The organism is Ruegeria sp. AH3 (genome assembly GCF_056536265.1).
Genome location: NZ_JBQFJL010000003.1, coordinates 94289 through 115098 on the forward strand (window position 1 = coordinate 94289; position 20810 = coordinate 115098).

The 20810-nt window shown below is 58.1% G+C and carries 19 protein-coding genes; 6 read left to right on the top strand and 13 right to left on the bottom strand.

All coding sequences use genetic code 11. The features are described 5' to 3' along the window. Positions 1-249 precede the first annotated feature (249 nt). From ACR3EM_RS21820 to ACR3EM_RS21840, 5 genes are read left to right on the top strand one after another with little or no spacing between them, the layout of a single operon-like run. On the top strand, positions 250-1395 hold the full coding sequence (locus ACR3EM_RS21820) for an aminomethyl transferase family protein (protein ID WP_480473115.1): 1146 nt from the start codon (positions 250-252) through the stop codon (positions 1393-1395). Between the two features lie 55 nt (positions 1396-1450). After that, entirely contained in the window at positions 1451-2047 is a 597-nt protein-coding gene (locus ACR3EM_RS21825) for a dimethylamine monooxygenase subunit DmmA family protein (protein WP_480473117.1), read from the top strand. Beyond that, positions 2044-3006: a PDR/VanB family oxidoreductase gene (locus tag ACR3EM_RS21830; protein WP_480473119.1), complete on the top strand. Its 963-nt coding sequence runs from the start codon at positions 2044-2046 to the stop codon at positions 3004-3006. Before ACR3EM_RS21825 ends, ACR3EM_RS21830 begins: the two co-directional genes overlap by 4 nt. A 12-nt stretch (positions 3007-3018) precedes the next feature. After that, entirely contained in the window at positions 3019-4086 is a 1068-nt protein-coding gene (locus tag ACR3EM_RS21835) for a heme-dependent oxidative N-demethylase family protein (protein ID WP_353013980.1), read from the top strand. Between the two features lie 17 nt (positions 4087-4103). Beyond that, positions 4104-4601, top strand: a complete 498-nt coding sequence (locus ACR3EM_RS21840) for a GNAT family N-acetyltransferase (RefSeq protein ID WP_480473121.1) — start codon at positions 4104-4106, stop codon at positions 4599-4601. Here ACR3EM_RS21840 and ACR3EM_RS21845 read toward each other — a convergent pair. Together ACR3EM_RS21845 and ACR3EM_RS21850 are read right to left on the bottom strand one after the other, a co-directional pair. Beyond that, the gene (locus tag ACR3EM_RS21845) at positions 4579-5208 is read right to left on the bottom strand and encodes a helix-turn-helix domain-containing protein (protein WP_480473340.1); all 630 of its coding nucleotides are present in this window, start codon (positions 5206-5208) and stop codon (positions 4579-4581) included. The two genes, ACR3EM_RS21840 and ACR3EM_RS21845, sit on opposite strands and share 23 nt — an antisense overlap. Before the next feature lie 31 nt (positions 5209-5239). Continuing rightward, on the bottom strand, positions 5240-5425 hold the full coding sequence (locus ACR3EM_RS21850; protein ID WP_170712893.1) for a hypothetical protein: 186 nt from the start codon (positions 5423-5425) through the stop codon (positions 5240-5242). A gap of 58 nt (positions 5426-5483) precedes the next feature. Between ACR3EM_RS21850 and ACR3EM_RS21855 the strand changes: the two genes are divergently transcribed. Further along, positions 5484-6353 (top strand): GlxA family transcriptional regulator, encoded by an 870-nt coding sequence (locus tag ACR3EM_RS21855; RefSeq protein ID WP_480473342.1) that lies wholly within the window; start codon positions 5484-5486, stop codon positions 6351-6353. A gap of 9 nt (positions 6354-6362) precedes the next feature. Here the strand turns inward: ACR3EM_RS21855 and ACR3EM_RS21860 are convergent, their stop codons facing one another. The 11 genes from ACR3EM_RS21860 to ACR3EM_RS21910 all read right to left on the bottom strand — a co-directional run bounded on the left by ACR3EM_RS21860 (position 6363) and on the right by ACR3EM_RS21910 (position 20810). Next, positions 6363-6923, bottom strand: coding sequence for a sarcosine oxidase subunit gamma (locus ACR3EM_RS21860; protein ID WP_480473123.1), 561 nt, complete (start codon positions 6921-6923; stop codon positions 6363-6365). After that, the gene (locus tag ACR3EM_RS21865) at positions 6916-9861 is read right to left on the bottom strand and encodes a sarcosine oxidase subunit alpha family protein (RefSeq protein ID WP_480473125.1); all 2946 of its coding nucleotides are present in this window, start codon (positions 9859-9861) and stop codon (positions 6916-6918) included. Before ACR3EM_RS21865 ends, ACR3EM_RS21860 begins: the two co-directional genes overlap by 8 nt. Beyond that, positions 9858-10145: a sarcosine oxidase subunit delta gene (locus tag ACR3EM_RS21870; RefSeq protein ID WP_480473127.1), complete on the bottom strand. Its 288-nt coding sequence runs from the start codon at positions 10143-10145 to the stop codon at positions 9858-9860. The genes ACR3EM_RS21865 and ACR3EM_RS21870 overlap by 4 nt, the downstream gene beginning before the upstream one ends. 13 nt (positions 10146-10158) lie before the next feature. Then, positions 10159-11409 (bottom strand): sarcosine oxidase subunit beta family protein, encoded by a 1251-nt coding sequence (locus tag ACR3EM_RS21875; protein WP_480473129.1) that lies wholly within the window; start codon positions 11407-11409, stop codon positions 10159-10161. A gap of 109 nt (positions 11410-11518) precedes the next feature. Next, complete coding sequence (locus tag ACR3EM_RS21880; protein WP_480473131.1) at positions 11519-12802, bottom strand: glycerate kinase type-2 family protein; 1284 nt, start codon at positions 12800-12802, stop codon at positions 11519-11521. A gap of 7 nt (positions 12803-12809) precedes the next feature. Continuing rightward, positions 12810-13787 carry an HpcH/HpaI aldolase/citrate lyase family protein gene (locus ACR3EM_RS21885; RefSeq protein WP_480473133.1) on the bottom strand — a complete coding sequence of 326 codons (978 nt, stop codon included), beginning with the start codon at positions 13785-13787 and terminating at the stop codon, positions 12810-12812. Positions 13788-13805: 18 nt separating this feature from the next. Beyond that, the gene (gene glyA / locus ACR3EM_RS21890; protein ID WP_480473135.1) at positions 13806-15101 is read right to left on the bottom strand and encodes a serine hydroxymethyltransferase; all 1296 of its coding nucleotides are present in this window, start codon (positions 15099-15101) and stop codon (positions 13806-13808) included. A gap of 21 nt (positions 15102-15122) precedes the next feature. Further along, positions 15123-17753, bottom strand: a complete 2631-nt coding sequence (locus tag ACR3EM_RS21895) for a phosphoenolpyruvate carboxylase (RefSeq protein WP_480473137.1) — start codon at positions 17751-17753, stop codon at positions 15123-15125. Continuing rightward, positions 17753-18724, bottom strand: a complete 972-nt coding sequence (locus tag ACR3EM_RS21900) for a 2-hydroxyacid dehydrogenase (protein ID WP_480473139.1) — start codon at positions 18722-18724, stop codon at positions 17753-17755. Before ACR3EM_RS21900 ends, ACR3EM_RS21895 begins: the two co-directional genes overlap by 1 nt. Beyond that, a complete protein-coding gene (gene sucD / locus ACR3EM_RS21905) occupies positions 18724-19614 on the bottom strand; it encodes a succinate--CoA ligase subunit alpha (RefSeq protein WP_480473141.1) in 891 nt (296 codons plus the stop codon). Before sucD ends, ACR3EM_RS21900 begins: the two co-directional genes overlap by 1 nt. Further along, positions 19614-20810 carry a malate--CoA ligase subunit beta gene (locus ACR3EM_RS21910; protein WP_480473143.1) on the bottom strand — a complete coding sequence of 399 codons (1197 nt, stop codon included), beginning with the start codon at positions 20808-20810 and terminating at the stop codon, positions 19614-19616. The genes sucD and ACR3EM_RS21910 overlap by 1 nt, the downstream gene beginning before the upstream one ends.

Genomic DNA, 20810 nt, shown 5'->3' on the forward strand with positions numbered 1-20810 from the left:
GACCTGTCAATAGATATGTGGGGCAAACATCTTTGAGGCCAGTAATTCGCGCATGTTTCTTAATGCCAAATAAGTGGCTATGGCATTGATAAATAATCACTTATGAAACACTCGCGCACCCTACCCAGGGTGCAAAAATTGCAGGCAAATATTCCCAACAGGAAAAAAATCTGCACAGAGGTGTTGATTTTCGATCCGACTTCGGCCTCAATATGGTCAACAAAAAGCAATCAACGGGAGAGCTGAACAATGGCCATTCTTTGGAGGACGTCCGCCCTTGCGCAGCGCCATGCCGAGATCGGCGGCGAGCTGGAAGACTGGAACGGTATGGGAACCGCGTGGTTCTATGACCACAGCCCGGAACGCGCCAAAGCAGATTACGAAGCGATCCGCACCAAGGCAGGGCTGATGGATGTGTCAGGTCTGAAGAAGGTTCATGTGGTCGGCGAAGATGCGGCTTATGTCATTGACCGAGTCACTACGCGGAATGTGGAAAAAATCATGCCGGGCCGGTCGACTTATGCTTCGATCCTGAATTCCGAAGGTAAGTTTGTCGACGATTGCATCATCTACCGCCTGTCGGTGAACACCTGGCTTGTCGTACACGGCACCGGAACGGGGATGGAACAGCTGACATCGGTAGCCGCCGGTAAGAATTGTTCCGTCATTTTTGACGATGACTTGCACGACATGTCGTTGCAGGGACCGGTGGCAGTGGATTTCCTGGCCAAACACATTCCGGGAATTCGGGAACTGGCCTATTTTGGCATCATGCAGACCAAGCTCTATGGCTGCCCCGTGATGATCTCGCGGACCGGTTATACCGGTGAACGTGGGTACGAGATTTTCTGCCAGGCCAAGCACGCGGTGCACTTGTGGGACAACATTCTGGCTGAGGGTAAGGACATGGGCATTGTTCCGGTCCAGTTCTCGACGCTCGATTTGCTGCGCACCGAAAGCTATCTGCTGTTTTATCCCGGGGACAACTCGGAAACCTATCCATTCGACGACGAAACCTGCGGCGATACCCTGTGGGAACTGGGTCTAGAATTCACAGTTTCTCCGGGCAAGACCGGATTTATCGGCGCTGAGAACCACTATTCCTCGCAAGGCAAAGAGCGGTTCAAGATCTATGGTGTCAAACTGGATGGCACCACCCCGGCGGATGAGGGTGCTGACCTGCTGCAAAACGGTGAAAAGGTCGGTGTTGTCACCTTTGGCATGTATTCCGAAATCAATGGGCACAATGTGGGTATCGCACGGATGCCGGTCGCCTGTGCCTCGCCCGGCACCGAGCTGACAGTGCGCAACGGCGATGGGACAGAAATAGCGGCGACTGCGGAAGAGATGCCGTTCTACGATCAGGACAAATCGATCAGAACCGCAAAAGGCTGAGTTTCAGGGGGCGCTACGGACACACCGTGGCGCCCTTTTCCTATTTGAGGGCACAATGTCAAAGTTCGAATTTCCCAAGTCAATCGCAAGCCGCCCGGTCTGGGGCACGCTAGAGGTTCGCTCAGGTGAACATCATCTAATGATCGCCGAGGCCGAAGGGGCCGAAGCCGTTCTTGACATAGCGACACCTGATCTGATGGCTAAAACCCACCTGATCTACATCCCGAAAGGCGCGGATTATTCGGAAAAGCTGCAGGCGCTGAACCCTGCACAATTCTACGAAGGTCCGTCTTATGCAGCCGCGCTGCATCGTATTCGCCGCGTGTTGGAGGACGCGCATATGGGGTTGCAGGTCTATCTGACCGGTACCGAGGGCATGATGGGGCAGGCCATGAACGAGGTGATGGCTGTCGGTCTTCCGCATACTGCGATTCAGACCGAACATCGCGGCTCGGTCGCGCGCCGGATGCAATGCGTGCATTGCAAAGGCGTCACAGAAGATGTCGAGGTCGATCCGTTTATCTGCGCGCACTGTGGGCTAAATCTGTTTGTACGCGACCACTATTCCCGCCGTCTTGCCGCTTATCAGGGTGTCCGCGTTGATGCCGAGGACCATGGTAATGTGCCTGAGCCGAAGGGGATTTACGAATGAGTGGTGCCGAGAAAATTCAGGTCAAAGTGACCGAAATCACCCCATTGAACGAATTGGTGACGCGATTCCGGTTCGAACGCGTTGATGGTGGTCAGTTGCCGACCTTTTCGGGCGGAGCGCATACGGTTGTCGAAATGCAGGTCGGTGGTATCACGCGGCTTAACCCGTATTCCCTGATGTCCGACCCGTTTGATCAGTCGTCTTATACCGTCTCGGTCCGGCGCGACGATCAGGGCAGGGGTGGCTCGTTGTTCATGCACCGCCAGGTCAAACTGGGCGATGAAATGACCATTAGCTATCCGGTCAACCTGTTCTCGCTTGATCTGCGGGCCCGCAAGCACCTGTTTCTGGCCGGTGGCATCGGTATCACCCCGTTTCTGGCGCAGATCAAACAGCTAGAACTTCTGCACGGTCATTGGGAACTGCATTATGCGTGCCGTAACAATGCGTTGGCATCTTATGCCGATCAACTGACAGACAGGCATCCAAACGAAACACATCTGTACTATGACGACCAAAATCAACAGATCGATCTGAAAAACCTGCTGAGCGGGCAGCCTTTGGGCACGCATGTCTATGTCTGCGGCCCCAAAGGCATGATCGATTGGGTGCGCGAAACTGCTGCCGCCGAAGGCTGGCCCGAGGATTGCGTGCATTATGAAGAGTTTCTGGCCCCGCAGCCCGGCAAACCGTTCGAAGCGCGCTTGGCGACATCGGACAAGGTCATTCATGTGGGTGAGAACGAAAGCCTGCTGGAAGCCATAGAACGCGAAGGCGTGGATGCACCCTATCTGTGCCGCGGCGGGGCCTGTGGCCAATGCGAAACCGTTGTGCTGGATCACGACGGCAATTTCGTTCATCGCGATCATTGGCTGACTGACGAAGAAAAAGCCGCAGGCAAGAAGATCATGCCCTGCGTATCGCGCTTCGAGGGCAAGTCCCTCGTGCTGGACCGCTGAGAGGAGGCCCACATGACCATTCAATTCAACGACGAGTCCTTCCGTGACGACTATACGTTCCACAACTCGGAATGGGCGATCAAACGCTTTCCTTTCCCGTTTCACGAAGACAGTTACATGTATTCCGTCAACATGGAACAGCACCGGGGCGGACCCGAGGGCTCGGTTTATGAAATGCGGTTCGATGTAGACGAACACTATGTATCCGAGATGAAAGACCGGGCCATCGTTCTGGATCAGGACCCTCTGCGCTGTCAGTCCCTGCCACACATGACATTGGCGGGTTGGGACCTGCTCGAGCTGATCATGGTCAGCAAGTCAGAGGATTATCCCGACCTGTTCGAATTGCACCGCAACGGCAATCAGTGGCGTTGGATCAACAAGCCACTGGGCATTGATCACAGTTTCACCTTCATGGATGAAACCACGCTGCCGTACGGGCCGATGGAATATATCACGCGTCAGGCACAGGGTGATTTCGCGGTGCTGGATCAGCGGGACGAGATGCTGTGGATGGACGCCGGGATGGTAACGACCCAAGCCGATTGGAGCCTGGATTTCGACATCGGCATGAACTTTTTCGAATGGCATGCGCCAGTTCCGAAAGCCCATGAGATGGGAATTTTCAAGCGCGCACTGAAATTCCTGCTGAACATTCAGCAAGGGGCTCCGGCGCGTCGTCTGAACTGGACGATGACGGTGAATCCATTGCTGGATACCAGCCCGGAGAACTATCACAAATGGGGTATTCAGAAGACAACGTTGACGCCTGAGAACATCGCTCACAAGCAGCATCTTCGGGTTGAGCTACAGACCTTCTTCCGGTTGCCACGGTCAAACGCGCTGGTATTTCCGATTCGCTGTTATCTGTGCAGTTTTCAGGATCTGATGACGGTACCGAAATGGGGTCGCCGCCTGCATCGTGTTATCCGCGATCTTCCGGTTGAGTTGGCCACCTACAAAGGGTTTATCGACAACCGTCCAATGATGCTGGACTACCTCAGCCAGTTTGACGACGGTCTTCCAACCTCACCGGGTGTATGGCCGGATCTGGAAACGGAACCGCCTTTGTCAAAGTAACGGGTATCGCGGCGGTCATGACTGGTCCGGACAAGACAATTTGGCAGGTACTCGGCAACGACTCAGCTTTGTATGACGTATTAGCCTTACTGCGTTCTTCGTTCCGATACATGGATGGCCGGATCGACCCGCCGTCCTCCGTTCATCGGCTGACCGTGGAGGGTATGCAGGCACATTGTCATGCCGGAGGTGAGATTTGGGCTATTGGCCGTCCGCTAACTGGCTGCATGTTCCTTATGCCAAAGTCTGGCAGGCTGTATATGGGAAAACTGGCGGTGCACGAGCGGATGCGCGGGCAGGGCCAGTGTTCGGTGATGGTAGACCACGCCGTACGTCGGGCCGCGGCCCTTGAATTGTCCGAGCTGGAGCTGGAAACCCGTGTCGAACTTACTGAAAATCATCGCGTGTTTTCACGCCTTGGTTTCACGATCGTAAGTATGGGAACGCACGAAGGTTACGACAAACCCACTGATTTCCTGATGCGCAAGCCAGTCAATTTGTCTGCGGATAGCTAATCACAGAAATGTATCTTGCCGGCAGGCTGACCAGTTTCTCTGGTCCATGCGGGGCATCCGCGTCAAAGAATAGGGTATCGCCGGGCTTCAATGGATAATTCTTATCTCCGTGGCGATAATCGACTTCGCCCTCCAACATGTAAATTGTTTCAATCCCACCGTGCTGGAACGTCGGAAAGACATCGGATTCTGCGGTAAGCGTGATCAAATACGGCTCGACAATCACACCGGACCCGTTAGCGCCGATATGACCCAAAAGATTGTATTGATGATTGGCGCGGGTTCCTTCGCGCTCAAGCTCTACACCCTCGCCCGCTTTTGTGTGAACGGCTTCCCGGCGTTCCTCGAACTGGCGGAAGAAGCTGGTCAGGGGAACCGAAAGTGCGTCGGCGAGTAATTGCAGCGTCGTCAGAGAGGGCGACGTGTTGCCGTTCTCTATCTTCGACAACATGCCAATTGATAATCCTGTCAGTTGGGCCAGTTCAGCGACGGTGATGTTTTGCTGTTTACGAAAGGCTCGGACCTCGCGGCCGATTGCTACTTCGAGCACCTTTTCACGTTCACTCGTTCGAACGGAATGCGGATCCTGAGTCAGATTTCCCACCATTTCTGTGTCGCGTTTTTTCAATGTTTCGCCTTCAATGTCTTGCTACACTTGTCCGAACCAACGGTGCAAGCAGCTGCGCCGTTTCAGCCAATCCAATTCGGGCTATCATAGCACCTATTTTTCCTGATAGTAAAATAATCATGCTGGTAGAAAAATGTAACGAGATTGGATTCTTGTTGTTCGACGGATTTCCGATGGCCTGCTTGACTTCGGTCATTGAACCTTTGAGAGCGGCAAATGAGATAGCGGGACAAGAGGCATTTTGCTGGTCATTGGTGACAGAAGACGGGGGCAAAGTCAGATCTAGCGCCAATGTCCGGTTCGAGGCCGAGCGCGACCTGTCCGACTGCCAGTCGATTGATATTCTATTCCTGCTCAGCAGCCCGACTTCAAAGTTTCAGAACCCGACTCAGGGTGATGGAGCATTACGCATGTTTGCGCGTCACGGAACCATTCTGGGCGGGATCAGCGCGGGCGTGTTTCCGCTGGTCCGCTCAGGCGTCATGAATGGTCATCCGGTGTCGGTTCACTGGTGCTACGAGGCGGCCTTTGAGGCCGAGTTTCCGGACATGGACGCCCGGCGCGAGGTTATTGTAACGGATAACTCACGCTACACCGCGGCGGGGGCCGCGGCCGCGTTCGATCTGGCGCTGCACCTGATCGAGTATCGTCTGGGTGGTGATGTCGCGCATGAGGTGGCCTGCTGGTTCCAGCACCCATTGATGCGGGGCGAAGGCGTGCGCCAACAGGTTCCAGACACCAGCAGGCCCGACACAGGTGAAAAGCTGCCGCCACTTGTGGCAAAATGCGTTGAGCTATACGCCAGCCGGATTGGCGATCCGTTGTCGATTGCCGAACTGTCAAAGCAGGCCGGTGTCACGCCGCGCCAAATCGAACGCGCCTTCAAACAGGCGACAGGTCAAAGCCCCAGCCACTATTTCCGCGCCATGCGCATGAAAGCGGCACGTCAGATGGTTGTCTATACCAAAGACCCCATTGCCGACATCGCAGCCGCTATCGGCTTTAGCTCGGTCACACCATTGGTGACACATTACCGATCTGCCTTCGGGCTAAGCCCCAGCGAAGACCGCCGCCGCATCAACCGCTTCCGAGTCGAAGACAACGCACCGCTGCCTTCAAGCTGAGCGAGACGCTCAAAGAGCGGATTTCATCGCTACCACAATCGCATGATGCATAGACCCTGCCGAAGAACGGGGACCATAAAGGCTGAACAATGCGGTGGACCTGCACAGAACGAAGCACCCGAGATGATGGATCGAAGTACGGGCCGTCTCGCCCGCACCCATCTTGCGGCAATCCAGATTACATAGCAGCTCCAGAACCGCCAGAATGTCTGCGCCCTCCAGATCGAACCGGGTCCAGGCATCGGTCTGTTCTGAAACGGACGCGGTGTCGCCGACACAGTCTTTCGTCTGATGCGCCAGTTCTTCATGAGTATCGAACGGGGCTTCGACCATCCACTGATCCGGTCCGGTCCAGAATGCCGAGACAACGTCACCACCGAACTTACCAACATCGGGTGCTGACGCACCGATTAGTCTTGCAAGCGCTTTGCGGGCTTCTGCTTCGAGGCCAGCGCGCGCGGCGACCGAGGCCAACGCAACACCAGGCACCTCGGTACATGTGACGGTTCCAACCGTATCGACATGGGGCTCAGATCCGCCCAAGGCGGTTATTGCAACAAGATCATGCACGAAGCCGTTCTCCCTCAGGGTCGACAAAATGAGCCGAGACAATCTCGACCTCGACGGTCAGATCGGTCAGCGGCGAGACAAGGCGCATTTTCTCGCCCTGACGGTCACCACCATTCTTCAGAAAGCCCAGGCCGATGTGACTATCCAGCGAAGGCGAGAACGCGGCCGACGTAACATAGCCCTGATCATGCGCGGCATCGACCGGGCCGGATGCATCCATGAGATGCGCGCCAGCGGTGATTTTGTCCGCGCTGTTCACGGGTTTGACGCCGACCATGTTCAACGCATCAGCCTCGTTCAGCCCCTCACGTTCGGACAGGGTCGAACCGATACTATCTTTCTTCTTGGACACCATCCGGCCCATGCCAAGGTTCAGCGCTGTGGTGGTCCCGTTGAGTTCATTCCCTGCGGCGTGCCCTTTTTCGATCCGCATGACGCCGAGAGCCTCGGTGCCGTATGGAACTACATCGAACTCTTCACCGTCCTGCATCAGACGCCGCATCAACGCATCGCCATAGCGCGAGGGAACCGCAATTTCGAACGCCAGCTCGCCCGAGAACGAAATCCGGAACAGACGCGCCCGCAGGCCACCGCAAACGGTGATATTCGCGCAGGCCATGAACGGAAAACCTTCATTCGAAATGTCAAATTCCGGGTCCACGATCTTCTGCAGCAGTTTGCGCGAGTTGGGACCAGCAACGGCATATTGCGCCCAGGCTTCGGTGGTCGAGATTAGTTGGACGTCCATGTCAGGGAACAGGCACTGCCGGACGAACTCCATATGATGATAGACTTTGACCGCATTGGCCGTGGTCGTTGTCACCACGAAATGATCCTCGGCCAGACGTCCGGCGGTGCCGTCATCCATGGCGATCCCGTCTTCGCGCAGCATCAGGCCATAGCGGGTTTTGCCCACAGCCAGTTTGGCAAAGCCATTGCAGTAGATGCGGTTCAGGAAGTCCGCAGCTTCGGTGCCTTGCACGTCGATTTTTCCAAGCGTCGTACAGTCGCACACGCCGACCGAGGCGCGGGTTTGTCGCACTTCGCGGTCGACGGATTCACGCCAATGCGTCTCGCCGGGCAGGGGAAACCACTGGGCGCGCAACCAGTTGCCAACCTCAACAAAGACCGCGCCCCGTTCCTTGGCCCAATAATGTGAAGGTGTGAGGCGGGTTGGATGGAATTCCTGCCCTTTCATGCGCCCGGCAAGCGTGCCGATAGGCACCGGTGTATAGGGTGGGCGGAAGATTGTCGTTCCCGTCTTGGGGATGGATTTACCGGCCAATTCCGCCATGATCGCCAGACCGCCCATATTCGAAGTCTTGCCCTGATCGGTTGCCATGCCCAGCGTGGTATAGCGTTTCAGGTGTTCGACCGATCGGAACCCTTCCTGATGGCTGAGCTTCACATCCTTGACCGTCACATCGTTCTGTTGATCCAGCCATGCGCGCGCGCAGCCCGGAACATACCAATACGGCGTTTGCGAGACTGGAGCATCCTCGGCCTTGGGTAAGTTGGGCAGCGCGCCGCTGAGTTCCAGCGCTTCAGCCGCCGCCTGGGCACCGGATTGCAACGCGCCATGGGTCGACATCGTTCCGTTTGCAGCACCCGCGACCGCAAGGCCAGGCGGTAGGTCTGCGCCGGGAACGAAGGCCGCTAGATCCTCGTTCCAGATCGGGCGTCCCCGCTGATGGCAGGTCAGATGCACGTTCGGGTTCCAGCCGCCGGACACGCCAAGCGCACCGCAGTCCAATGTGCGCTTAGACCCGTCGGCCAGTTTGACCTCGACAAAGCTCAGACCCAGACGGCCCTTGGTATCAACGACCTGAGCACCTGCGAGCACTTCGTATTCGTAGTTGATCGGCGCATCCGGTCGAACATCCACCACAGCCGCGATCTTGACGCCCTTGGAATGCAGATCGGCGGCGGTCCGATGGCCGTCGTCATTGTTGGTAAAGATCGCAACACGCTGCGCTGCCGTGGATGCGAACCGGTTGGCATAAGTCCGCAACGCGCTGGCCAGTATGACACCGGGGCGGTCGTTGTTTTCGAATGCGATGGGTCGTTCGGTCGCGCCTGCACACAGTAGGGCGCGTTTGGAATAGATACGCCACAGGATTTGCCGGGGCTTGCCCGAAGGCAAGTTGGCTAGGTGGTCGCCAGTACGTTCAACCGCGCCATAAATGCCGTGATCAAAGGCCCCGATGACAGTTGTACGCGGCATCAGGCGGACGTTCGGCATTGCGGACAATTCAGCTACCGTCTGCGCAACCCATTCATCCGCAGGGCCGTCGTTCAGCGAGAAGGTCTCACTGTTCAACCGCCCGCCAAGCGCGAAATCCTCGTCAGCCAGGATAACGTCCGACCCGGCCCGGCCAGCGGTCAAGGCGGCAGCCAAACCGGACGGACCGGCGCCAATGATCAGCAGGTCACAATGCCTGAACCCCTTGTCGTATTCGTCCGGGTCCTCTTGCATCGAAAGCGAGCCCAGACCGGCGGCGCGGCGGATCATCGGCTCGTACAACTTTTCCCAGAACGCAGCCGGCCACATAAAGGTCTTGTAATAAAAACCAGCCGACAGGAAATTCGAAAACCTGTCATTGATTGCCAGCGCGTCGAACTTCAGGCTGGGCCAACGGTTTTGCGATCGGGCCTCAAGCCCGTCAAACATCTCGATCGTTGTGGCGCGGGTGTTGGGCTCCTGACGGTTGCCCGAGCGCAGTTCGACGATCGCATTGGGTTCTTCCGATCCGGCGGTCAGCACACCGCGGGGGCGGTGATACTTGAACGACCGCCCCATCAGGCGTACGCCATTGGCCAGCAGGGCCGAGGCCAGTGTATCGCCAGGATGAGCAGCGTAGCTGCGGTTGTCGAACTTGAAATTCAGGGTTTTGGTGCGGTCGATCTGACCGCCGCTCAGCCGGTTGTCTTGAGTCATTTTGAACGTCCCTTTGCCCGGGCCACGTCTCGGGCCAATTCCACGCCTGTGATCTCATGCGTCACGGTATTGCGTGTCACGACCAGCCAAGACCGGTCACCGCCTTCGTGAAACCACAGCTCGCGATGCAGACCGGCGGGATTGTCGCGCAGATAGGCATAATCGTGAAACGCCGTCACCGCATCGTCGCCCTGCCAGTCGGGGCGGTCAATCAGCGACGCGTCGCCCAGATAGACAAATTCGGAACTGTCACGCGGGCCCAGCAAGGGATGATGGATGATCATGGTGCTGGTCCTCTCAGTGCAGGTTGGGCTGATTGCCCATGCCTTTTTCGTCAATCATGTGCCCGGTGCGGAACCGGTCAAAGCGATAGGCGGTTGCGGTCGGGTGTGGCGCATCACGCGCTAGAAGATGCGCAAAGCAATAGCCTGAGGCCGGGGTTGCCTTGAACCCGCCATAGCACCAGCCGCCGTTGAAATAGAGCCCGTCAATTCCGGTCCGGTCGATTATGGGCGAACCATCCATCGACATGTCCATAATGCCGCCCCACATCCGCAGCAGACGCGCCCGGCCGATCATCGGCATCAGCGCCATGCCGCCTTCGCAGACATCCTCGACCACTGGCAGATTGCCGCGCTGTGCGTAGGAGTTATACCCGTCCAGATCGCCGCCAAAGACCAGTCCGCCTTTGTCGGACTGGCTGACATAGAAATGCCCCGCGCCAAAGGTGATGACACCGGGTAGAACCGGTTTCAGACCTTCCGAGACAAAGGCCTGCAAGACATGGCTTTCGATCGGCAGGCGCATCCCCGCCATGCCCATCAACCGCCCCGAATTGCCTGCAACGGCACAGCCGACCTTGCCCGCGCCGATAAACCCTTTCGAGGTCTCGACACCCAGACATGTGCCGTCTTCGATCCGAAACCCGGTCACTTCGCAGTTCTGGATGATATCGACGCCGAAACTGTTGGCTGAGCGCGCATATCCCCAGGCCACGGCATCGTGACGCACGGTGCCGCCGCGCCGCTGCGCCAGACCACCTTTGATCGGGAACCGCGCATCGTTGAAATTCAGAAACGGATATTCCCGGCGTACCTGATCGGCATCCAGCAATTCGGCATCCGCGCCGTTCAAGATCATCGCATTGCCCCGCCGGGTAAAGGCGTCACGCTGTGCATCCGAATGGATCAGGTTGATGATTCCACGCTGGCTAACCATCGCGTTGTAGTTAACGTCCTGTTCCAGACCTTCCCACAGTTTCAGCGAAAACTCGTAGAACGGTTCATTCCCATCCAGCAGATAGTTTGAGCGGATGATCGTCGTGTTGCGCCCCACATTGCCGCCACCGATCCAGCCCTTTTCGATCACCGCGACCTTTCGGTGCCCATAAATCTTGGCAAGATAATGCGCCGTCGCCAAACCATGACCACCGCCGCCTATAATCACTATGTCATAATGCGGCTTGGGTTCTGGGTCGCGCCACGCCGGTTTCCAGCCTTTGTGGCCGGTAAGCGCCTCTTTGATGACTTTGAAGCCAGAATATCGCATGGATCGGACCTTTTTCGCCAGATTCCACGCAAATCATCTGAATTGATACTCTCAAATCCGACATCGATAGCTTTAAATCAGACCTGAAGGCCGGCGAATTCACAACGCCTTACGTGTCAGTACCAAGCAGCAAGACCTGGATGTCCGCAACATTGGTCCCGGTCGCGCCGGTTATCAGAAGGTCACCTGACAACGTCAGCGCCTTGTGACTGTCGTTGTTTGCCAAAAGGGCGGCAGGGTCATGCCCCGAAGCGCGGATTCGGCCGAACGTCCCAGCATCCACAATCGCACCAGCCGCCGGGGTGGGGCCATCGCGCCCATCCGTGCCGCCGCTGAGGAATACCCAGTTGCCGGGTATTGATCGTCCCTCCGCCAGTTGGGCCACCCGCAGTGCCAATTCCTGATTGCGCCCTCCGTGCCCGGAGCCTTGCAAACGCACAGTAGTCTCACCACCAAACAGCAGAGCGACTGGACGCTCAACAGTTGCGGACGGGATTGCTTGCAAAATCTTGTCTGCGGCATCTGACACGTCACCGATCAACGCGTCAGACGCAATTTCGGCGCGGCAGGTCTGCGATGCACATGCATGTGCCGCTTCAAGGCTGATCGTGTTCGATCCGATCAGGTGATTGGTTGCCTCAGGCGCTATGGCCTGTTTAGGAGTGCTTTGTTCCAGATGGGCGCGGGCAGATTTTGGTAACCGATGCCAGATACCGGCCTCGATGCAGGTTCTGCGGGCGTCGGCGCGGCTTCCGATTGGAAGGGCGGTCGGTCCGCTGGCAACAGCGCGCAGATCATCTCCGATCACATCCGACAGGATATAGGCCGTGACCGGGGCAGGCGAGCCGTGTCGCAAGAACCCTCCGCCCTTAACTCGGCTCAGGTGCTGACGCACAAGATTCATCCGCACGATGTCGAGCCCGGAGGACAGCAAAACCTCGTTGACCATGATTTTGTCTGACAGGGTCAACCCTTTGACAGGCGCGGGAACCAAGGCCGATCCCCCGCCCGAGATCAGCGCAATGATCTGATCTTCCTCACGTGCTGCCTTGAGCAGTGCGATGATCTGTCTCCCGGCTTTCAGTCCTCGTTCGTCCGGGACGGGGTGCGCGCAATTCAATACGGTCGCTCCGTCCACATCGGTCTGGTTTTCGGCATGTGTCACGGCTAGGGCGATGTGGTCGCCCTGAACATGTAGCAATGCCTCTGCCATCATGGCAGGCGCAGCTTTTCCAACAGCGATAAGGATGCTGCGCCCGCCCTGTTTTGGTGCGGGAAGCGGTGCCGTTCGCAATTGTCTGCGCAGCGAATCTGCCGGATCTGCGGCGGTGACCGCCGCAGCGAAGATGGCTGCGGCGCTATCCCACAGATTTATTGAGGATTGCCCGGTCATAGTTCGCTCATGCGGCAGCGATCTGACCCGCCTTTTCGACCAATACTTCCGCCTGACGGATCGAGGCATAGTCAATCAGGCGACCATCCAAAGACACGGCGCCTTTGCCGGACGCTTCGGCCTCGGCCATTGCTACAAGAATGCGCTGAGCCTTGTTCACTTCGGCATCCGAAGGAGACATAACCTCGTTCGCCAACGCAATCTGGCTGGGGTGAATTGCCCATTTGCCTTCACATCCCAGAACAGCCGCCCGCTTGGCCGCCGCGCGATAGCCGTCGGGGTCCTGAAAATCACCAAAGGGGCCATCAATCGGGCGAAGGCCATTGGCACGGGCTGCAACAACCATTCGGGCCAGCGCATAGTGCCACATGTCGCCCCAATGGGACAGGCGGCCACCGTCCGCATCTGCGTCGGTCAGAACGGAATAGTCAGGGTTCACGCCACCGATGATGGTCGTCCGCGCCCGGGTCGAGGCTGCATAATCCGCAACACCAAAATGCAGACTTTCATTTCGTTTCGAGGCCGCAGCGATTTCGCTGACATTCTGCATCCCCAGCGCGGTTTCGATGATGTGTTCGAACCCGATACGCTTCTTGTAGCCCTTGGCGTCCTCGATCTGGGTCACCAGCATGTCTACCGCATAAACATCAGCTGCAGTGCCGACCTTGGGAATCATGATGAGGTCCAGCCGCTCTCCGGCCTGTTCGACCACTTCCACCACATCGCGATACATGTAATGGGTATCAAGCCCGTTGATCCGCACCGACATGGTCTTGTTGCACCAGTCAATATCGTTCAGTGCCTGAATGATGTTCTTACGGGCCTGTTCCTTTTCGTCAGGTGCGACGGCATCTTCGAGATCAAGGAAGATGACATCCACGTCCGATTGTGCGGCCTTTTCGAACATGCCGGGCTGGCTGCCCGGTACGGCCAATTCGCTGCGGTTCAGGCGGGCAGGGGCTTGGTCAATGGAATGAAAGCTCATGGGTTAGGGTCCTTCGTCTTACAGGTTCGGGTAGATTGGGAATCTGGCGCAGAGGTCGGCGACCTCGGCTTTGACCTTTGCCTCGACGGCGGCGTTGCCGTCTTCACCATTGGCGGCCAGACCGTCGACAACTTCGATGATCCAGTCAGCGATCTGGCGGAACTCGGTCTCGCCAAAGCCGCGGGTGGTCCCGGCGGGGGAGCCCAGGCGGATGCCCGAGGTGATGGTCGGCTTCTCGGGATCAAACGGCACGCCATTCTTGTTGCAGGTGATATGCGCCCGGCCCAAAGCCTTTTCGGTCGCGTTGCCCTTGACGCCTTTGGGGCGCAGGTCGACCAGCACCACATGGGTGTCGGTGCCGTGGGTCACAGTGTCCAGTCCGCCCTTGATCAGCTGATCCGACAGCGCCTGTGCGTTGGTCACGACCTGCTTGATATAGTCCTTGAACTCGGGGCGCAGCGCCTCGCCAAAGGCCACTGCCTTGCCGGCGATCACATGCATCAGCGGGCCGCCCTGAATGCCGGGGAAGATCGCCGAGTTCACTTTCTTAGCGATATCTTCATCATTGGTCAGGATCATACCCCCACGCGGACCGCGCAGGGTCTTGTGGGTGGTGGTCGTCGCCACATGCGCATGCGGGAAGGGCGAGGGGTGTTCGCCCGCCGCCACCAGACCGGCGAAATGCGCCATGTCCACGTGCAGATAGGCACCGACCATATCGGCAATCTCGCGCATGCGGGCAAAGTCGATCTGGCGCGGGATGGCCGAGCCGCCCGCGATGATCAGCTTGGGGTTACGTTCCTTCGCCAGCGCCTCGACCTGATCATAATCCAGCATGTTGTCCTGCTTGCGGACGCCGTACTGTACCGCGTGGAACCACTTGCCCGACTGGTTGGGCTTTGCGCCGTGGGTCAGGTGGCCACCTGCGTCAAGCGACATGCCCAGAATGGTGTCGCCGGGCTGGATCAGCGCCTGAAACACACCCTGGTTGGCCTGGCTCCCTGAGTTGGGCTGAACGTTGGCGAACTCACAGCCGAACAGCTGCTTGGCGCGGTCAATCGCCAGATCCTCGGCGATATCGACGAACTGGCAACCGCCATAGTAGCGGCGACCGGAATAGCCCTCGGCGTATTTGTTGGTCATCACCGAGCCCTGCGCCTCCATCACGGCGGCAGAGACGATGTTTTCCGAGGCGATCAGCTCGATCTCGTCGCGCTGACGGCCCAGCTCGGACGTGATCGAACCAAACAGCTCGGGGTCACGATCCGCTAGGGACTGGGTGAAGAAACCTTGGGTGCGTTGCGGGGCGTTCACGTTGAAACCTCCTGAAAAGGGTTAGCCGGTCCAGCCGAGGCCAGCGGAAATGGCATTCATGGATTGCAGCAAAGGCACAGGAACCGATCCTGCCTGCGGCTCGCTTCGGGCCTTTCGCAGCAGCTCGACTTGCAGCGCGTGAATGCGGGCCAGTTCGGCCCGTTTACGATCAAACCGCTCGCACAGACGAGGAAAACGGTGACCGATGGCCTGACCGCCGGTCAGAAACTGCACTGCGCTGCAGGCACTGTCGTATTCCACTTTGATAGCACGCGAGATGCGTTGGCGAGTCTCCGCATCGGGGACCAATTCGCCGTATTGTGCGGCGATATCCATATCCGCCTGATAGAGCGATTTTTCCATCTCATCGACGGCGAGGCGGAACAGGCGAGAGTCATTAAACATGTCCTGCAGCACTTCATCACCGCGCGCGCCACGGAATTTACGAAAGCTGGTCATAGCGGCGCCAAACCCGTACCAACCGGTGATCAGGTGACGGTTCTGCGACCATGCAAAAACCCATGGTATGGCCCGTAGGTCATCCAGACTGGCAGCACCGAACCGGCGGGTCGGGCGGGAGCCGATTTTCAGGCGGGCAAGTTCTTCGACTGGGCTGGCTTGCTGGAAATAGTCCAGAAAGCCCGGCATCTGAAGAAGCGAGACATAGGCCATCTGAGACAGTTCCGACAGGGCATCCAGCGCGTCGTCGAACTCGGGCCGGGCAGGGGTTTGGCCGGGGTTGGCTGTATGGCGCAGCGTGCTTGAAAGCAGCAATTCCAGATGCGCCGCAGCCGTACCGCGGTTGGCATATTTGGTCGAAACAACCTCGCCCTGTTCGGTCACGCGCAACCGCCCAGCAATTGTTCCACTGGGTTGCGCGGCGATGGCGCGTCCGGTAGGTGCGCCACCCCGGCTGACCGAGCCGCCGCGACCATGGAAAAATGTGGCCTTGAAGCCTTGAGAGGCCAGTGCCGACACGATCCGGCGTTGGGCACGCTCAAGTTCCCATGTTGAGCAGAAATAGCCGCCATCCTTACCGCTGTCCGAATATCCCAGCATAACCTCGATCACGTTACCGTCGGTTTTGAGGCTGCGGCGGGCAAGCGGAACGCCCAGAACACCCAGCAGGATCGCCGGGGCGTTGCGCAGATCGGCAATCGTCTCAAACAGCGGAACCACCGAAATATCCAGTGTTTCGGACCCGAACCCGGCATAACGGGCCAGCAGGTAGACGCCGAGAATATCATCGGCAGAACGGGTCATGGACAGGATGAACGGGCCGATTGCCTTGGGATCTGGCCCTGATCGCACGCTGTGGACCAGCGCCAGAAGGGCGAGCAATTCCTGTGCCAGATCGCTCAGTGCGTCGCGGCTTTGATAAGGCAGGTTCTGATCCGCCAGTTCGGTTCGCAAACGGGCAGACCATTCGGCCGTGCCATAGTCTGGAGCCTGGCTGGATTGTGACCAGATTTCGGCCAGAACATCGGTTGTGACGGTCGAATTCTGACGGATATCCAACGTTGTGGTTCGGAACCCAAAAACCGTCGCAGCTCGGCGCAGGGGGCGGATATGTCGTCGCGCCAGAATATCGGCATTGACCGCGCATAATGCGTTATCAAGCGCATCAAGATCGCTCACGAATTGTGAGATGTGATCATAGCCGCCATCTGTTAACCGATGGCGAATGGCATTTAGAGCTTGCCGAAACGGTTCGTTCCGATTGCGGCCAGCGTCCGGAAACCGGTCGATTATTTCTTGTATTCGCGCCCTGTTGAGCTCGGGCAGCGGCAATATGAGTGCACTTATACTTAACCTGCTTGCAGCCCGATCAAGGGCCTGACGGTAAAGGTCAAGAACCGTTTCACGCCCGCGTTGCAAGGCCAGCGCGGTCATCTCGGTCGTGACATTCGGATTGCCGTCCCGATCACCGCCGATCCAGCTGTGAAAGCGGATATCGGGTGTTTCGTTCAGTGTCTGGCCCAGCACATGCAGGCAGGCCTGATCAAATCGATCCATTACCTGCGGGACGGCGTCAAAGATTGCATCCCGGAAGAATTGCAACCCCCATTCGATTTCATCGTGCAGGCTTGGGCGTGTCAGGCGAAGTTCACCCGTCAGCCACAGAAGATCGACTTCACCCTCCAGGCCATTCAGCAATTCGGCGCGTTCGGTCGGGGTCCAGCGTTGGGTTTCAAGACCGACGAGGTTGCGGTAAATCCGACGGTGGATTTCCAGTACAGTGACCCGTTTGGCCTCGGTCGGATGCGCGGTCAGGGTGGGACCGACACTCAGATCAGCGGTCAGCTTTTCCGTCTGGCGATCCGTCAGGGACAGGTCAGACAATACCTCGGCGAATCCGCCCTCGACCGCTTCTGCCCCGCTTTGGGTCTCGATCAGGCGACGGTCCCGGACTTCTGCGTTTTCATCAATGATGCGCAACAGTTGGAACCAGATCGACAGGGCTTGTAAGTATGGCGTTGCTTCAGGCCCGGTGGGGATGGGTTGCAACGGCGTGGCCTCGGCCCAGGCCGCCACGTGGGGCGCCCGTTTCAGCAAAATGTTCCGCCACAACACCCGTAATTCCGAGCGCAACCCTTCGGCGTAGTTTGAGGGGACTTGGGTGGGCGGAGTATTTCGGGCCAGCGCTTGCATCAGATCACCTGATCCCGCGGAGTGCGGCCCGCAAAAAAATCGCCGAGATTGTCGAGGACGCGGAACCCCATGGCTTCGCGGGATTCGCGCGTGGCGCTGCCCAGATGGGGCAACATCACCAGACTGTCGCATTGCAACAGGTCGGGGCTGATGCGGGGTTCGCCATCGAATACATCCAGCGCGGCCCCTCCGATCGTGTCGAACATCAACGACTGGACCAGCGCGTGCTCGTCCACCACCTCACCGCGTGCGGTATTAATCAGGAAGGCGCCGGGTTTCATCAGGTCAAGACGGCGGCCGTTGATCAGGTGCCGGTTCGCAACCCCTCCGGGACAGTGCAACGAGACAAAATCGCAGTGCGGTAGCAATTCGTCCACTGTCTCGACTTGCGTGGCGTCGAACTGCTTCAGCACATCAGGCGAAACGGTACTGCGGTTCTGCACCATAATTTTCATGCCAAAGCCGTGATGGGCGCGGCGGGCCATTTCCTGACCGATGCGGCCAAACCCGATGATGCCCAGCGTCTTGCCGCTGACCTTGGTGCCAACCAGATGGGTCGGGCGCCAGCCGGTCCAGCCGCCCGCGCGCAACTCACGCTCGCCTTCGCCAGCGCGACGGGCAACCATCAGCAGCAGTGTCATGGCCAGATCGGCCGTACATTCGGACAGGACATCCGGTGTATTGGTCACGGTCATCCCAAGATTGCGCGCCGATGGTTCGCAGATATGGCTATATCCCACGCCATAATTGGCGAGGATTTTGGTCTGCGCTGCGGGAACGTCCAACGCCTCGGCGCTGAGCGTGTCCGTAACCGTGGGCAGAACCGCGTCATAGCTTTTCAGCGCATCGCGGATTTCGGCCGGGGACATTGGTTTGTCCCCGGTATTGAACACAGCGTTGTAGTTCTCGGTCAACTGGGCTTCGACCGCAGCAGGCCAACGACGGGTGACAAGAACCGAAGGCTTAACCATCACGCAGCCTTTCCCATGACACGGGCGATCGTTTCACCGATGACGGCAGGGTTTTCGGCAACGGTCACACCGGCGGCGGACAGAATCTCGACCTTCTCGCTGGCGCTTTCGCCAAAGGCCGAGATGATTGCACCCGCGTGGCCCATGGTCCTGCCCTTCGGGGCAGTCAGACCAGCGACATAGGCGATAACCGGTTTCGAGATGTGGTCGCGGATGTATTCCGCCGCCTCGGCCTCTTGCGGGCCACCGATCTCACCGATCATGGCGATGACCTCGGTGTCTTCGTCCTGCTCGAACCGCTCGAGAATATCCCGGAAGGACGAGCCGTTGATCGGGTCGCCGCCGATGCCGACACTGGTCGAAACACCGATGCCGCGTTCCTTCAGCTGTGCCGCAGCCTCATAGCCCAGCGTGCCCGACCGTCCGATGATGCCAACATTACCCGGCAGGTAGATATGGCCCGGCATGATCCCCAGCAACGCTTTGCCGGGGCTGATGGTTCCGGCGCAGTTCGGGCCGGTCAGCACCATACGCTTTTCCTTCGGATAGCGATACATGTAGCGTTTGACGCGGATCATATCCTGGGCCGGAATGCCGTCGGTGATACAAACGCAATAGCGGATACCCGCATCTGCGGCTTCCATGATCGAATCCGCTGCAAACGGGGGCGGGACAAACACAAGGCTCGCATCCGCGCCGGTGGCTTCAACAGCCTGCTTGACGGTGTCAAAGACGGGCACACCTTCGACGGTTTCGCCACCTTTTCCGGGAACGACGCCGGCGACTACATTGGTGCCATATTCCAGCATATCCTTGGTATGAAAGCGCGCCATGCGTCCGGTGATGCCCTGAACGATCACGCGAGAGTCGCGGTCGAGAAGAATGCTCATTATACAGCCCTCACCTTGGTGTTTTGGGTCAGATCGTTCTGCCATGCGCCCACCGCCCGTTCAGCGGCTTCCATCAGCGTAGTGGCTCTGATGATCGGCAGGCCGGATTTGGCGAGGATCTTCTGACCCTCTTCAACGTTGGTCCCGGCAAGTCGCACAATGACAGGGATGTTGATCTCCAACTCGCGCAACGCCTGTACGACGCCTTCGGCGACCCAGTCGCAGCGGTTGATACCGGCAAAAATGTTTACCAACACCGCCTGAACGTTCTTGTCGGACAGAACCAGTCGGAAAGCCTTGGCGACACGTTCCGGCGAGGCGCCGCCGCCAATGTCGAGGAAGTTCGCAGGCTCGCCGCCCGCCAGCTTGATGGTGTCCATCGTGGCCATGGCCAGACCTGCACCGTTCACGATGCAGCCGATATTGCCTTCAAGGCCCACATAAGACAGCCCCCGGTCCGCCGCACGGCTTTCGCGCGGGTCTTCCTGACTTTTGTCGCGCAATTCGGAAATCTGGGGGTGACGGAACAATGCGTTGTCGTCAAAGCTCATCTTCGCATCCAGCGCCAGAACCCGATCGTCGCCAGTGACGACCAGCGGGTTAATCTCGACCATGGTCGCGTCCAGCTCACTGAAGGCGGCATAGCAACCCTGCAACGTGCGAACCATTTGCTGCACAAGACGGGGTTCAAGGCCCAGATTGAAAGCAATCTCGCGGGCCTGGAATTCCTGCAACCCAACGGCGGGCTCCACGATCGAGCGCACGATGCTGTCAGGGCGTTCGGCGGAAATCTCTTCAATTTCCATTCCACCTTCCGACGAGGCTACGATCATGACCCGCTGGCTGGAACGGTCCAGAACGAAACCCAGATAAATCTCGCGATCGATCGGGACGGCGGATTCGACATATACACGATAGATTCCTTTGCCTTCCGGTCCGGTCTGGTGGGTCACCAGCTTACGGCCGAACATCTCATCGCAGGCCTTATGTATCTCATTCTCGCTGTTACACAGCTTGACGCCGCCCGCCTTGCCGCGGCCGCCTGCGTGGACTTGTGCTTTGACAATCCACTTGTCTCCGCCAAGCTCTCGGGCGCGATAGGCTGCCTGTTCAGGGCTATAGGCTAACGCGCCGGACGGTATGGCAACACCGAAGTTCGAAAGAACTTCCTTCGCCTGATACTCATGAATATCCAT